At 62.0% G+C, this 13,486-nt stretch carries 16 protein-coding genes and 1 pseudogene; 13 read left to right on the top strand and 4 right to left on the bottom strand.

Annotated features, from left to right (window positions below; genetic code table 11):
* From ABIE18_RS10490 to ABIE18_RS10465, 6 genes are all read left to right on the top strand, one after another.
* The coding region (locus ABIE18_RS10490) for a hypothetical protein (protein ID WP_499722634.1) at window positions 1–183 on the top strand (183 nt) is incomplete at its 5' end.
* Window positions 184–394: 211 nt separating this feature from the next.
* A complete protein-coding gene (locus ABIE18_RS10485) occupies window positions 395–1,639 on the top strand; it encodes a PucR family transcriptional regulator (protein WP_431115513.1) in 1,245 nt (414 codons plus the stop codon).
* A gap of 88 nt (window positions 1,640–1,727) precedes the next feature.
* A complete protein-coding gene (locus ABIE18_RS10480; RefSeq protein ID WP_499722633.1) occupies window positions 1,728–2,657 on the top strand; it encodes an ACP S-malonyltransferase in 930 nt (309 codons plus the stop codon).
* Complete coding sequence (locus ABIE18_RS10475; RefSeq protein WP_499722631.1) at window positions 2,654–3,715, top strand: beta-ketoacyl-ACP synthase III; 1,062 nt, start codon at window positions 2,654–2,656, stop codon at window positions 3,713–3,715. Before ABIE18_RS10480 ends, ABIE18_RS10475 begins: the two co-directional genes overlap by 4 nt.
* 114 nt (window positions 3,716–3,829) lie before the next feature.
* Window positions 3,830–4,075, top strand: a complete 246-nt coding sequence (locus ABIE18_RS10470; protein WP_011692310.1) for an acyl carrier protein — start codon at window positions 3,830–3,832, stop codon at window positions 4,073–4,075.
* Between the two features lie 131 nt (window positions 4,076–4,206).
* Window positions 4,207–5,442: a beta-ketoacyl-[acyl-carrier-protein] synthase family protein gene (locus ABIE18_RS10465; RefSeq protein ID WP_499722630.1), complete on the top strand. Its 1,236-nt coding sequence runs from the start codon at window positions 4,207–4,209 to the stop codon at window positions 5,440–5,442.
* 106 nt (window positions 5,443–5,548) lie between these two features.
* On the opposite strand, the gene ABIE18_RS10460 is transcribed toward ABIE18_RS10465, so the two are convergent.
* The 3 genes and pseudogenes from ABIE18_RS10460 to ABIE18_RS10450 all read right to left on the bottom strand — a co-directional run.
* A complete protein-coding gene (locus ABIE18_RS10460) occupies window positions 5,549–6,052 on the bottom strand; it encodes a DUF3145 domain-containing protein (protein ID WP_216923837.1) in 504 nt (167 codons plus the stop codon).
* 232 nt (window positions 6,053–6,284) lie between these two features.
* Window positions 6,285–7,211, bottom strand: coding sequence for a tyrosine recombinase XerC (locus tag ABIE18_RS10455; protein WP_499722629.1), 927 nt, complete (start codon window positions 7,209–7,211; stop codon window positions 6,285–6,287).
* Between the two features lie 65 nt (window positions 7,212–7,276).
* Window positions 7,277–7,750, bottom strand: a pseudogene (locus tag ABIE18_RS10450) (DNA-processing protein DprA); the annotation flags it as partial.
* Window positions 7,751–7,765: 15 nt separating this feature from the next.
* Here ABIE18_RS10450 and ABIE18_RS10445 point away from each other — a divergent pair.
* The 7 genes from ABIE18_RS10445 (at window position 7,766) to ABIE18_RS10415 (ending at window position 12,975) form a co-directional block, all read left to right on the top strand.
* Complete coding sequence (locus tag ABIE18_RS10445; RefSeq protein ID WP_499722628.1) at window positions 7,766–9,187, top strand: recombinase family protein; 1,422 nt, start codon at window positions 7,766–7,768, stop codon at window positions 9,185–9,187.
* The gene (locus tag ABIE18_RS10440; protein WP_499722626.1) at window positions 9,177–9,359 is read left to right on the top strand and encodes a hypothetical protein; all 183 of its coding nucleotides are present in this window, start codon (window positions 9,177–9,179) and stop codon (window positions 9,357–9,359) included. Before ABIE18_RS10445 ends, ABIE18_RS10440 begins: the two co-directional genes overlap by 11 nt.
* 870 nt (window positions 9,360–10,229) lie before the next feature.
* Window positions 10,230–10,988 (top strand): hypothetical protein, encoded by a 759-nt coding sequence (locus tag ABIE18_RS10435; RefSeq protein ID WP_499722625.1) that lies wholly within the window; start codon window positions 10,230–10,232, stop codon window positions 10,986–10,988.
* 61 nt (window positions 10,989–11,049) lie between these two features.
* The gene (locus ABIE18_RS10430) at window positions 11,050–11,289 is read left to right on the top strand and encodes a hypothetical protein (RefSeq protein WP_499722624.1); all 240 of its coding nucleotides are present in this window, start codon (window positions 11,050–11,052) and stop codon (window positions 11,287–11,289) included.
* A 105-nt stretch (window positions 11,290–11,394) separates the two neighbouring features.
* A complete protein-coding gene (locus tag ABIE18_RS10425) occupies window positions 11,395–11,889 on the top strand; it encodes a hypothetical protein (RefSeq protein WP_499722622.1) in 495 nt (164 codons plus the stop codon).
* A gap of 457 nt (window positions 11,890–12,346) precedes the next feature.
* Window positions 12,347–12,694 (top strand): hypothetical protein, encoded by a 348-nt coding sequence (locus tag ABIE18_RS10420; protein WP_499722621.1) that lies wholly within the window; start codon window positions 12,347–12,349, stop codon window positions 12,692–12,694.
* Entirely contained in the window at window positions 12,694–12,975 is a 282-nt protein-coding gene (locus tag ABIE18_RS10415) for a hypothetical protein (protein ID WP_499722620.1), read from the top strand. The genes ABIE18_RS10420 and ABIE18_RS10415 overlap by 1 nt, the downstream gene beginning before the upstream one ends.
* Window positions 12,976–13,237: 262 nt before the next feature.
* On the opposite strand, the gene ABIE18_RS10410 is transcribed toward ABIE18_RS10415, so the two are convergent.
* Window positions 13,238–13,429: a YegP family protein gene (locus ABIE18_RS10410; protein ID WP_499722618.1), complete on the bottom strand. Its 192-nt coding sequence runs from the start codon at window positions 13,427–13,429 to the stop codon at window positions 13,238–13,240.
* Window positions 13,430–13,486 lie beyond the last annotated feature (57 nt).

Raw genomic sequence — 13,486 nt, 5'->3', positions numbered from 1 at the left:
GACACCCGCCAAGCCGCCCGCCGCTACTTCAAAAACGACACCCACTCCATCGTCGCCAAAACCCTCCAACTCCTCGCCGCCAAGGGAGAAGTCGAAGAAGGTGCACTGGAAAAGGCCATCGATAAGTACCGGCTACTGGATGTGAACGCCGGCACCACCGGCGGAGCAGGCGGCGACGCCTGACAAGCCAGGAACCGAAGGACAACCCGGGCAACAGTCCAGGTTGTACCAACTCAAGCAGTAACCGCGACGGCGGCTTCCATCGGAAGGTGGGGGCCGCCGTCGGGCATTTAACAAAGGCTTTTCACCGCTCAACATGACGTGACCAGCGACAACATAAGTTGTAGCCTTCGCACAAATGGAGCTTGCCTGAGATGCACCGTATGCTCGTTCCATGGCAGAGCCCAGCAAAATCACTACAAAGCGCAAAGCAGCAACCCAGGCATTGTCGCCGGAAAAGGCGGAGACCCTGCGGCAGCTCCGTGCAAATGTGGGGCAATTGTCCACCAGCACCATGCGGCAGCTTGAGAAATCGCTGCCTTGGTACGGCCGGCTGAGCTCTGATGAACGCTCCGCTTTGGGGCTCGTGGCCCAAAATGGCATTGCCGCGTTCGTGACCTGGTATGAGCGCCCCAGTTCGCCGTCGTGGATCCTGACCGACGTCTTTGGTAATGCGCCCACTGAACTGACCCGCTCCATCAGCCTGCAGAAGGCCTTGCAGTTGATCCGGATTGTGGTGGAGGTCGTCGAAGACCAGGTTCCTGTGATCGCCCCTGAATCGGACCAGCCTTCGCTGCGCGAGGCGGTGCTTCGCTACTCCCGCGAAGTGGCTTTCGCGGCCGCGGACGTCTATGCCCGCGCAGCGGAATCACGGGGATCCTGGGACACCCGGCTTGAGGCGTTGATTGTGGACGCAATCCTGCGGGGCGAAAACACGGACGCCCTTCGCTCAAGGATCGCCGCCCTGGGCTGGAAAGCGCAGGAGCGCTTCACCGTCATGGTGGGCAACTCGCCATCGGAGCCCAGTGCCAGCTACGTCAGCGACTTACGGCGAACTGCCGGCCGTTTCGCGGAAGACGCGCTTGTAGGAATCCAGGGTGACCGCCTCATCCTCATCCTCGGCGGGGTCCAGGACCGCGATACGGCGTACATAAAACTCAGTGAATTGTTTGCGCCGGGCCCCGTTGTCTACGGCCCGGAGGCCGGCTCGTTGCTGGAAGCCAGCACTTCGGCCCAAGCCGCCTTCGCTGGCCTTACCGCCGCCCGCGCCTGGCCCTCGGCGCCGCGACCTGTTGCAGCGGACGATCTGCTCCCGGAACGCGTTGTTTCCGGGGATGATGCGGCCCGGCGTTCACTCATCAAGAATATTTACCGCCCCCTCCTGGCGGCCTCAAACGGCTTGGTGGAAACCTTGGGAACCTACCTCGAGTTGGGACATTCATTGGAGGCCACAGCGCGTGAATTGTTCGTCCATGCCAACACTGTGCGCTACCGTTTGAAGCGTGTCTGCGATGTGACAGGCTGGGATCCGCTCCTCCCACGGGAAGCTTTCGTACTTCAAACTGCCTTGGTGGTGGGCCGGCTTTCGGCCCAGCCCAAAGCCGCCCCCGAGCGTCACGCATCGCGTTCACAGAACTGAACCGTTGTAGACTTCCTACAAACTGACCCAGTGAGCTTGGTGTACGAAAACACCAGTGGATCACGTGGCAATTTGGAAAGCTGGATACGTGCTTGCAATCGTCTGCCCTGGACAGGGCTCCCAGACCCCTGGATTTTTGGCCCCTTGGCTGGAACTCCCCTCCGTCGAAGGCCAATTGGCCACCCTGAGCGAGATCGCAGGCATCGACCTCAAGGCCCACGGAACCACGTCTGATGAAGAAACCATCAAAGACACCGCAGTGGCCCAACCCCTGATCGTGGCCGCGGGCTTGGTGGCAGCCAAGTCTTTGTTCGACGTCGAACTCAACACACTTCCGGTTGTCCTCGCAGGGCACTCCGTCGGTGAAATCACGGCTTCAGCCCTTGCCGGCGTCCTCACTGAGCAGGAAGCCATGACCTTCGTCCGCGAGCGGGCCAACAGTATGGCTGCCGCAGCGGCGGTAACCCCCACAGGCATGAGTGCCGTCGTCGGTGGCGACCCCGCGGAGGTCCTGGCCGCCATCGAGGCATCGGGCGCCACTCCCGCCAATGTGAACGGAGCCGGCCAGACAGTGGCCGCAGGAACGTTCGAGCAGCTTAAGGCCTTGGCGGACAACCCGCCGGCCAAGGCACGCGTCATTCCCCTGAAGGTTGCCGGCGCCTTCCACACCTCGCACATGGCTCCCGCCGTCAGCGCACTGGAAGCCCTGAAGCCTTCGTTGTCGCCGCAGGACCCGACTGTCCCCCTGCTGTCCAACTATGACGGCAAGGAAGTTACGGCAGGTTCTGCCGCCGTCGACAGCATGATTGCGCAGGTCTCCAGGCCCGTCCGGTGGGACCGGTGCATGGAGAACCTCTCGGCCCGCGGAGTTACCGGTGTGATCGAACTGGCTCCCGCCGGCACGCTCGCTGGTTTGGCCAAGCGTGGAATGCCAGGGGTCAAGACAGTTGCTGTCAAAACCCCGGATGATTTGTCCGCGGCCCTGGCACTTTTCGCCGAATTGGAGGGACAAGCGTGAGCACCCCCGTACTCAACAAAGCGACGGTCAACGAGAATGCCCGCATCCTGGGCATCGGCGCCTACCGTCCCGATGTCATCGTCACCAACGACGACGTCTGCCAGTGGATCGATTCCTCGGATGAATGGATCCGGCAGCGCACCGGCATCATCACCCGCCACCGCGCGGCCGCTGACGTCAGCGTCATCGACATGGCCGAAGGTGCCGCCCGAGAAGCCATCCAGCAGGCCGGGATCGAACCATCCCAGCTGGGTGCGGTCATCGTGTCCACCGTGACCCACCCCTACGCAACGCCATCGGCAGCCGCTGCCCTTACGGAGCGTTTGGGCGCGACGCCGGCACCCGCGTTCGACATCTCCGCCGCCTGTGCGGGGTACTGCTACGGCGTGGCCCAGGCAGATGCGCTGGTACGCTCCGGTTCTGCCGAATATGTTCTGGTGGTTGGTGCCGAGAAACTCTCCGATGTCATCGACAACCACGAACGCACCATCTCGTTCCTGCTCGGCGACGGCGCTGGGGCAGTAGTGGTGGGACCTTCTGACACTCCCGGCATCGGACCTTCAGTGTGGGGCTCGGATGGCAGCAAGTGGGACGCGATCGGAATGACCCACTCTTTGGAAGACGTCAAAAAGCTGGGTGAATCGGCTCGCCACTCCGACGAAACAGATGACCTCGCAATCATCTCTGCAACACAGGATGTTTGGCCTACGCTGCGTCAGGACGGCCAGACTGTTTTCCGTTGGGCCGTGTGGGAAATGGCGAAGGTGGCCCAGCAAGCTCTCGACGCTGCCGGCATCGAAGCCAGCGACCTCGCCGCTTTTGTTCCCCACCAGGCGAACATGCGCATCATCGATGAGATGGTGAAGAAGCTGAAGCTTCCCGAGACAGTCCTGATTGGCCGCGACATCGCCCAAGCCGGCAATACGTCAGCTGCTTCCATCCCCCTGGCCACGCACCGTCTGCTTCAGGAGAACCCTGAACTCAGCGGTGGGCTGGCATTGCAGATCGGTTTCGGCGCCGGATTGGTGTTTGGCGCCCAGGTTATCGTTCTGCCATAGACCTGGACTGGCCCCGTGGCCTCCAGCCAACTGAATATGACTTACAAACCCAAACCGTAACCGCGGTTTGCCCCCTTTCCGGCATAGCCGGCACAACAAGAAAAGGAGCCAACAATGGCTAGCAACGAAGAAATCCTGGCCGGCCTGGCTGAAATCGTCAACGAAGAAACGGGCCTGGCTACCGAAGCCGTCGAGCTGGACAAGTCCTTCACCGAGGACCTGGACATCGACTCCATCTCCATGATGACCATCGTCGTGAACGCCGAAGAGAAGTTCGGCGTACGCATCCCGGACGAAGAGGTCAAGAACCTTAAGACCGTCGGCGACGCCGTCAGCTTCATCGCAAACGCCCAGGCCTAAGCCTGGTACCAGCTGTGCCGGGCCAGGATGCTTGATCCTGTGCCCGGCACAGCCGCAGTAACGCCCAAAGTTTTTCCTGCCGCCCCTGCAAAAACTGCAGATGGCCGGCTGATCCGACAGAGAGTGATCGCATGGCACGCAAAGTAGTCATAACCGGTCTGGGGGCCACCACTCCCATCGGCGGCGACGTCCCCACAATGTGGCAGAACGCGCTGAAAGGGGTCTCAGGTGCCCGCACGCTCGAAGACGAGTGGGTGGCCAAGTACGACCTCCCCGTCCACTTTGCTGCCCGGTGCTCGACGCCGGCCCTGGAAGTCCTGAGCCGGGTGGAAGCCAAGCGTATGGACCCGTCCACGCAGTTTGGTGTCATCGCCGCCCGGGAGGCCTGGGCTGACTCGGGCATCGAGGACATCGACCACGACCGCTTGGCGGTGGCGTTTGCCACGGGCATCGGCGGCGTATGGACGCTCCTTGATGCATGGGACACGCTCAGGGACAAGGGTCCCAGGAGGGTCCTGCCTATGACCGTTCCCATGCTTATGCCCAATGGCGTAGCCGCTGCCGTCAGCCTTGACCTCGGCGCCCGGGCCGGAGCCCATACTCCAGTTTCAGCCTGCGCGTCCGGTACTGAAGCCCTGCACCTCGGCTTGGACCTGATCCGTTCCGGCAAGGCCGATGTCGTCATGTGCGGTGGAGCCGAAGCCGCCATTCACCCGATGCCCTTGGCGGCTTTCTCGTCAATGCAGGCGCTCTCGCGCCGCAATGACGACCCCCAGGGCGCTTCCCGCCCGTACGACATCGACCGCGACGGCTTTGTCATGGGTGAGGGTGCCGGCGCCCTGGTACTTGAAGCAGAAGAGCACGCGATCGCCCGCGGCGCCCGCATCTATGCTGAGCTTGCCGGAACTTCTGTAACGGCTGACGCCTACCACATCACAGCCCCGGATCCCGAAGGTCTCGGCGCCACCCGGGCACTCAAGGCCGCAATGTTTGACGGCAGGATCCAAGCGGAGGACGTAGTCCACGTCAATGCCCACGCCACCTCCACTCCAGTAGGTGACAGGCCCGAGTACACGGCCCTGCGTGCCGCCCTGGGGGCTCACGTGGACAGCGTGGCGGTATCTGCCACCAAGTCCCAGATGGGCCACCTCCTGGGTGCGTCCGGGGCTGTAGAGGCTGTCCTCACCGTTCTGGCTGTCTATGAGCGCAAGGCACCTGTCACCATTAACCTCGAGAACCAGGATCCCGAGATCCCCCTCGACGTCGTAACCTCCGCCCGTGACCTGCCTTCGGGCGACATCGTCGCACTGAGCAACTCCTTCGGCTTTGGCGGACACAACGCTGTCATCGCCGTCCGCAACGTCTAAGACCTGCGTTCGCCGGATGCCGTGAGGTGAAGAGAAGCGAAGGGCCCACCATCAGGTGGGCCCTTCGCTGTTGCTATGGGAATGTTTTGGCGGTCAGGAGTTGCTGCTACCCGACTTGATGCAGCCAGCGGACCGGGGCGCCCTCAGCTGCGTGGCGGAAGGGCTCCAGTTCCTCGTCCCAGGCTTCGCCCAGGGCCAACGACAGCTCATGGTAAACGGCCGATGGATCTCCGGCTCCTGACTCATAGGCATAGCGGATGCGGTCCTCACTGACCATGATGTTGCCGTGCACATCCGTGACAGCATGGAAGATTCCCAATTCCGGAGTGTGCGACCACCGTGCGCCATCCACGCCTTGGCTCGGTTCTTCAGTAACCTCGTACCGCAAATGTGCCCAACCCCGAAGAGCAGACGCCAACTGGGCGCCGGTGCCGGGCGTACCTGTCCAGGACAGTTCGGCACGGAACATTCCGGGCGCAGCTGGCTGAGGGGTCCACTCAAGATCGGTCCGCTTGTCCACGACCGATCCGATGGCCCATTCAACGTGCGGGCACAATGCCGTAGGGGCCGAGTGCACGAAAAGGACACCGCGGGTTGTTGCAACAGACATTCCATCCTCCATAGCTGTAGGTACGTCTTCCCCAACGACCTCTGCGACGGATGTTTACTGTTGCTGCCCGGCCCTGTCATTCTTACGGACCCTGCAGGCTATTCAATTAGCTAAGACTCTTTGATTGTGACACGAAACGAACCCTCAACCCTAAATTGAAGGTTCGGCCGTGGTGCTTTCATTTTGCCGTACCCTTCCCATTTCCGCCAGTGCAACTCTTTGGCCGTCATTTTCAGGCCCGGGGATGTGCCTGCCGGTAGCTCTTCCGAAGCCTGTCCACGGAAACGTGGGTGTAGATCTGGGTAGTGGCAAGGCTGCTGTGACCAAGAATTTCCTGCACTGCCCGAAGATCAGCTCCACCATCCAGCAAATGGGTTGCGGCGCTGTGCCTCAAGGCGTGGGGCCCCGTTGCAGCGGTATCGCCCAGTTCCTGCAGCAGGATTGCTACAACGGCACGGACCTGGCGTGGGTCGACGCGCTTTCCCCTCACGCCCAGGAACAGAGCCGGACCGCTCGTGGCAGTTACCAGCGCCGGGCGTCCCCGGCGAAGCCAATCGTCGATGGCAAGGGCAGCTGGAACTCCGAAAGGAACGGTACGCTCCTTGTTTCCCTTGCCAATGACACGGAGGGTCCTTCTATCCGGATCCATGTCATCGATGTCCAGCCCGGCCAGCTCCCCAACGCGCACGCCGGTTGCGTACAGCAACTCCACCATTGCACGATCCCGGAGTGCCAGAGGACCTCCATCTGCCGCAGCAGCGTCAAGGCTATCCACGACCCTGAGAATTTGCTGCTGCTGGAGGACTCCAGGCAACGATTTCCCGCGTTTAGGAGCTTGCAGGCGAATGGCCGGATCCGTGGCGATGAGTTCCTCCCTCAGAGCCCACTTGGTAAACGACCTGGCCGTGGCGGCACGGCGGGCAAGAGTTGACCGGGCCATCCCGGCTTCACTTTGTGCACCCAGCCATCGGCGGAGTGAACCCAACTCCAATTGATCGAGATCGCGTATTCCCTCCTGGACCGCGAATCCGAGAAGGCTGTGCACATCTGCAAGATATGCGCGGACAGTATGTGCCGACCTCGCGCGTTCACCGTGGAGGTAGCGTTCGAAACCCTCAACTGCGCTCTTTAGCGATGCTGGCAATGACTCTGCGTCCACCCTTCCAACTTTGCCAGCAACATGGGCCGTCGCTGCGTATCAACATGCTTCGCTGCTCGTCCGCCCTACGCATTCTTCGTGCGCTTCCAGGCTCCCCGTTCAGAGGATGCGAGACCCAGCAGTCCCAATCGACCCAAGCCCGCACGCACAGAGTCCGGGCTGAGGCCTGCAACGACCGTGAGTTTCTCCACGGAACTTGCCGATCGAAGCGGCAAGGCGTCCAGGAGAATCAGGTCTTCCAAGGACAAGCCATCATGCGGTGCGGCCGGCGAATCCTTCTCGGAGACCATCACCTCGCCGTTCCGGCCGGCCAGTTCAGCAATTTCTCCGACGTCCGTCACACAGATCGCCCCGCCATCCCGGAGCAGCCTATGGCAACCAGCCGAATTCGCACTGTGAATGGATCCGGGGACAGTTGCCACTACCCTCCCTATGCTCTCGGCGTGGTGGGCTGTGTTCAGTGCGCCTGAGCGCCATCGTGCTTCCACCACCACCGTGACAGCCGCCAGCGCAGCGATGAGGCGGTTTCGCTGCCAGAAACTACAATTAGATGCATGACCCGTTTACACACTACAGCGGCGATTTACGCCCGCCAGTCCGAGGACGTGGCGGAAGGTATCGCCAATCAAAAGAAGCGGTGCACGTCCCTCATCGAGGCCCGTGGCTGGAGCGTCGGAAAGATCTACGAAGACAACGATACGAGCGCGGCCAAAGAGCGAGGCCCTGGCACGGCATGGCATCAAATGCTTTCGGAACTGCAACCGGGCGACGTGGTGGTTTCCGTCGACATCGACCGGCTCCTGCGGTCGCCGCGCGACATGATCGCGATCGCTGACTCCGGCGCCCGCGTGCTTACCGTCGACGGCGAAATCGACCTCACGACGGCCGACGGCGAGTTTCGCGCAACCATGCTCGCCGGAATCGCCCGCTTCGAGGTCCGCCGCAAGAGCGAGCGTCAGAAGCGTGCAAACGAGTCTCGCGCTGCCAGCGGTCGTCCCATTCCGGGACGTCGGCGCTACGGCTACGAAAGCGACGGGATCACGCCCAGGGAATCGGAAGCGGTGATCGTCCGCCGTCTTTTCACACACGTAGCGGAAGGGGGGTCTATCCGATCCGCCGTCAAATGGCTGGAGGCCGAGGGCATTAGTCCGTCCCCTGGCAAGGAATGGAGCGCTCGACGCATCACCGACATTCTAAAGAATCCTCACTACACCGGCCGCGTCCGCCATCTAGGCTCTGTGATTGACTCCGACACTGTTATTCCAATCGTTGAGGCCGAATTGGCAGCCGAAGTTGTCGCGATCCTCAGCGATCCTGCAAGGAAGACGAGTCCCGGCCCCAAACCGCGACACCTCCTGTCCGGGCTGATGCACTGCGGCGAGTGTGGAATGCCAATGACCTACATGCGCTCCTACCTTTGCAAGGCAGATCTTTCTCACGTCTCCATCCTAAAAAAGATCGTGGAACCCGTCGTTCTGGACGAAATCGCCAAAGCCTTCATCACTGGCGGTTCTGGCCTCTTTCCCGCGTCACCGAATGGATCGAATATTCCCGCCCTGATTGCAGCTCATGAGAAGAACGTCGCTCACGTAGCCGCTACTCTTGCGGACCGAGACGAAGGACTCATACCTCAGACCATCGCCCGCGCCCGCCTGATGGAGTTGAAGGCGGCCAGGGAATCAATCGAACAAGAACTAGATAGAGCAAGGTCTGAGAAAGGCGCCGCTTCCGCTTTGCTAGACATAGCTCACGGCCTGTTAGTGAAGTCCGAAGTCAGCATGGCCGAGTTCGCGGACATGAAAAAGACCGTCTTGGCTCGCTTCGACGAGCTCGACCTCGACAAACAGCGCGAGATCGTGAGGGCTCTCCTCTACATTGAGGTTCGCTCCGGAAGGGAGATCTCTCGCGTCTGGATCGAGCACAAGCTCGCCACCCATTTGAACCCTGACTCGCCGGATAGGAGCTATGACGACTAAGGATACAAACCACGCCAGCGACAGGATCTACGGCACTGGTCCCCCGATGGAACTCACGTACAAGCCCGATGCAGCCGACTTTCGGCGCTGGCTTCTGACCGACGCCGAGAGGACCGTGCGCGCGGAGGAGGAGCGTCTCGTGTCAGGCGATGAAGATTCCGACCGCGTGTAAACGCTCTGAAGGCCCTTGCCCGAACCGGGCAGGGGCCTTTTTCGTGCGCCGAGGAGGGCAACTGACGGGCGACATGGCGAAACTATGACGAAATGACGGTTCTTTCGTCATTCTCTATCTCCTCTTAAAGACTCTCTCTCTTAAAGCCCCAATAGGAAATGACGTTTCTTCCGTCATTTCGTCATGGTTCCGTCATTGGCCCTTCTCGGCGACGCCCGCCACCGGCCACCGGCCCTTCCCGGCGAAATTTTCCAGAAAAGTCGCTCGCCGGTGAGCAGAAACGGCGTCCCTGGCTCTCTCTATAGATAGGGACACGACTCCCCTCTTGTGGCTCCTCGGGGATACAGAGCGGCCACCCACGACAGGCGTCGAGCCTCCCCGGCATGTTTCCACCGGGTGAGCGCTCCGCCCGTCGCCATGCTCCTAGCCGGTTCGCCTATATCGACCGGCCTTTTCTAGCCATAAAACCGTGACATTGCCTTTACGACCGACCCGCCGAGAGGAGCGACCCTATGCTCTGCCCAGTCTGCAAGAAACAGCCCCTCACAGGCCGCCGCGAAACATGCTCTGAGCGATGCCGTCAGCGCCGTTCCCGCGCGGTGCGCGCCAGCCGGGTCGCCCGAGCGCGCGAGATCCTTACCCAGCAGAGCGCCGCACTCGCTAACGGCGCCGACCCTATGCTGATCGCCCAGCTTGCCCGCGACGCCCGCCGTCTACTCGGCGAGTGAGCCGCCCACCGAAAAGGCCGGCTCGTCCCCCAGACGATTCGGCATGAAGCCCCACGAGTTAGCCGCGAAGGCAATCGCCCGAGCGGCGCCCACAACCTCGGCGTAATCCCCGCGCCGGTAACCCCCAAGAAAGGAAATACCTTTGACCATCCCCCGCTCCGAACTGTCGGGTTTTATGAACGTCTACGACGGCATCGCCGTCATCAACAACCGACAGCACCCCAACGCCGACCAGCGAGCCCTCATCCCTGGCGCCGACGAGGCATTCGCGGCCTTTGAAGCCCAGAACTCAGCAGCCGCCCCGCTCCACGCCGAACGCAGGGAGCTCGGCCAGGAACTTTCCAAGCTTCGCCAATCCAAGCACCCGGCCTACGAATACGACCAGAATCGCGACGACGAACTCACCCGGCGACGGGCGCAAATCGATCTCGAATTGAGGCGAAACGCCTTGGCCGCCAAGAAGCTCGGCATGGACTACCTCAATCTGGTCTGGAACAATCCCAAGCCCGACGACACCCGCCGCCGCGCCGCGAAGGGCGCACTCGAAGCCCACGAGGCCGCCATCGAAGCTCACGCCGCCCTGGAGACAGCCCTCACGAAGCGTGACAGCCTCTACGGCAGCGCGGGTCATCCCTCGGCGCACGAGTTCCACAAGCACACCCAACGTCACGCACACCGTGACGGCCGCATCAGTCAAGCCCGATACTTCCTGGCGCAGCTAGTATCCGACTTCCCAACGGACTCCGTGCAGGTCGTGGCAGACGGCGGCAAGGTACTCACCGCCGAAGAGATTGAAGCCCAGCGCCTTGAGGATGCGCGTGCCAAGGAGCAGCGTGCCATCGCCGCCACCCGCGAACGAGGACGACGCCAGGAAATCATCGCCCACAACACCGAGAACTAACGGCCATCGCCGTCCCCTCAGCGATCACACCCCACACGAAGACTCTCAAAGGAAACTGACCATGGAACGCTACAACATCACTGACATCGTCAACGCCGCCAAGCGCAAAACGAAGCTCCCCGAGGACTTCAAAGACCTCGATGAAAAAACCAAAGAACTCATCCGCCGCAAAGCCCGGGCCGAGGACGTGACACCCGAAGCACTTTATGAAGTCATCAAGTCACAGCGGGCCCGCGACCTAGACGCCAGCGGCAACGGCTTCGACCCGGACGCGATCGCTAAGGCAGCACTCACCCGGTAGACCCCTCGCACCGCCTAAACCAGACAACGACTGAAGGGCACCGGGAACTCAGCACCCGGAGCCCTTCGGCGTCCCCATCCTCACAGAAAGCCCGTCTGTCCTACCTTGGAAACCAACAACACCGCAGCCCCTGTTCTTGCCTCAGTCCTCCGCGACGTCGAGAAGCGTATGGGCGGGCTCGCCCGATTCGCTGGCGTTGATCATCGGATCGCCCCGAACGCATTCCGTAAGCCGTTCTCACATAAGAATTGGCGGGCGCTTCCCGAGGACATTCGCTTACAGAACATCCGCGCTCGGCTGACCGAGCAGATCGCAGAGCAGCACGCGGAGCGCAACAACCGCCGCGCCGAACCCAAGGATGCCGTAACCGAAGCCAGAGCCAAGGCCGCAGAACCGTCGGCAATCCCGGCGATTCGGTACCTCGTGCCATGCGCCGATGGGTGCGGCAAATTCCACCCGGCGAGGAATGCCAAGCCGGTCCTGATCACGTGCCGCGACCGGCGTGCAGATCTGAAGCCAGCATGCCCAGCAGACCGAGGGGACCAGGCTATCGAGGAGAAGCTCGCGCAGTTGCGCCGGAACTATCAGTCGAGGGACTGACCCGCTACCAAGCGGCCGCAGTCGGCGCCTAGGGAACGCTCAACGCAAATGCTGACTGCGCGATCACTCGCGACCTCGTGTAAACACCTTGCCCTGCAACGAGGCGCCTTCGCTGTCCGGCGTCGGCGCCTCGACACCTGGGGGGTGACTCCTCCCCCGGCCCCCTTCTTGCGTCCGATAAGGCATAGCGCCGCTGGCAAAGCGTGCGTGCCGTGTTTTCGAGCACAAATGCCCTGTTATCGACCCTCAAACCCAAGGAACCAATCTTGCAACGCTGCACCGGCCCCTGCGGCCGACTCCTCTACGTCTCCGACTTCCCCCGGCGCGGCTTCGGTAAGTGCTGGGACTGCTTCCGGGGCGCTACCCCTGACCATGAAGGCCACGACACACCTCACAGCTCCACAACCGCCACCCACGGCCCCGGCCGAGTGCGCGGCTTCTAACCGAAAGGCTCCCGATGACTGAAATACCTGCCCACCTCGGCGACGCGGGCCGTAGTCTCTACGTTGCCGCCCTCGAAGACTTCGAGCTCACTCTTCCCGAGCTCGCCGCCCTGCTGCAGGCCGCCGAAACGATCGATACCCTCCGCATCATCGAGGACGAGATCCGCTCGACCGGCCCTGTCGTCGGCGGACGGCCGTCCCCTCTACTCGCTGAAGCCCGCCAGCAACGGGCAATCCTGGTCCGCCTCCTCGGGCTCCTCGACCTCCGGCTCGAAGACAGCGAAACGCCAGGAGAAAACGGCGTCCGCCCTTCCGTTTCCCGCGCCGCCCGTAAGGCTGCCCGCGCACGGTGGTCTAAGTAATGGCACGACGAAAGCTTCCACCCGCCCTGCCCCTCCGCTCGGCGTCGCTAGAGTCCCTGGCCCCGCTGAAACTCAGTCCCGCCGAGGTCGCCGACGTAGGAATCGTCCGGGCAGCAGCGGACGCGGTTCGTGCTCTGCCGCTGCACGGGACGAGCTGGGAAGCCGCACGAGCGACCCGCCAGGAATCATCCTTGGCACAGCACATTGCAGCAGCGGCAAGCCTTGTCCGGCGCACTGCGGAAGCCCATGCCCGCGCTGCCGGACCCCGTCCAAAGCACTAGTCCAATGAGAGGAATCAGCTCAATGCCTGTGGTCCCTGAAACCAAAGAATGCGCGCAATGTGGTCCGCGCCTCGTGTCCCAGTTCCGGCGGCGGGCCGGAGGGCGACGAAACTCGATTTGCCGCCGTTGCACAAAGCTCAAGACGCGGCGCTCACGGTGGGAATCCCGCCAACAGAGCGGCTCGAAGCCGCTGTAACAAAAGGCCCCTCCGCAGCCCAGAAAAGAGTTTCCGAGCGGAGAGGGGCCTTCTGCGTTTAACTGATTACTTTGGCTTTTGAATCCGTTTGTCTGCATCAGCAAACTCACCACTGATGATGCGATCTGCCATGGATCGAGCATCGTCCTCGTTTTCGTATCCCTGGCTGCCATCGACTGCGATAATCTCGCCATTGTCGGCAGCCAAGTGCCAGGCCCATTTGCCGTCTGCTCGCGTGTACAAGAGTCGCTTTGCCATGTGAGTTCCCCGCCTGTTTGTCTGCAACTTGCCCGTACCGTTGAGCCTATACGGCGC

The organism is Arthrobacter sp. 2762 (assembly GCF_040548745.1).
In the GTDB taxonomy this organism is placed as follows: Bacteria; Actinomycetota; Actinomycetes; order Actinomycetales; family Micrococcaceae; genus Arthrobacter.
Note: the sequence above shows the minus strand (reverse complement) of the source record. Positions and strands in the feature narration are given on the sequence as shown.

Coding starts and splice junctions, on each gene's coding strand:
- ABIE18_RS10485 (WP_431115513.1), top strand. CDS start 395: ATGGCAGAGCCCAGCAAAATCACTACAAAGCGCAAAGCAGCAACCCAG.
- ABIE18_RS10470 (WP_011692310.1), top strand. CDS start 3,830: ATGGCTAGCAACGAAGAAATCCTGGCCGGCCTGGCTGAAATCGTCAAC.
- ABIE18_RS10465 (WP_499722630.1), top strand. CDS start 4,207: ATGGCACGCAAAGTAGTCATAACCGGTCTGGGGGCCACCACTCCCATC.
- ABIE18_RS10460 (WP_216923837.1), bottom strand. CDS start 6,052: ATGTCTGTTGCAACAACCCGCGGTGTCCTTTTCGTGCACTCGGCCCCT.
- ABIE18_RS10445 (WP_499722628.1), top strand. CDS start 7,766: ATGACCCGTTTACACACTACAGCGGCGATTTACGCCCGCCAGTCCGAG.
- ABIE18_RS10440 (WP_499722626.1), top strand. CDS start 9,177: ATGACGACTAAGGATACAAACCACGCCAGCGACAGGATCTACGGCACT.
- ABIE18_RS10430 (WP_499722624.1), top strand. CDS start 11,050: ATGGAACGCTACAACATCACTGACATCGTCAACGCCGCCAAGCGCAAA.
- ABIE18_RS10420 (WP_499722621.1), top strand. CDS start 12,347: ATGACTGAAATACCTGCCCACCTCGGCGACGCGGGCCGTAGTCTCTAC.
- ABIE18_RS10415 (WP_499722620.1), top strand. CDS start 12,694: ATGGCACGACGAAAGCTTCCACCCGCCCTGCCCCTCCGCTCGGCGTCG.
- ABIE18_RS10410 (WP_499722618.1), bottom strand. CDS start 13,429: ATGGCAAAGCGACTCTTGTACACGCGAGCAGACGGCAAATGGGCCTGG.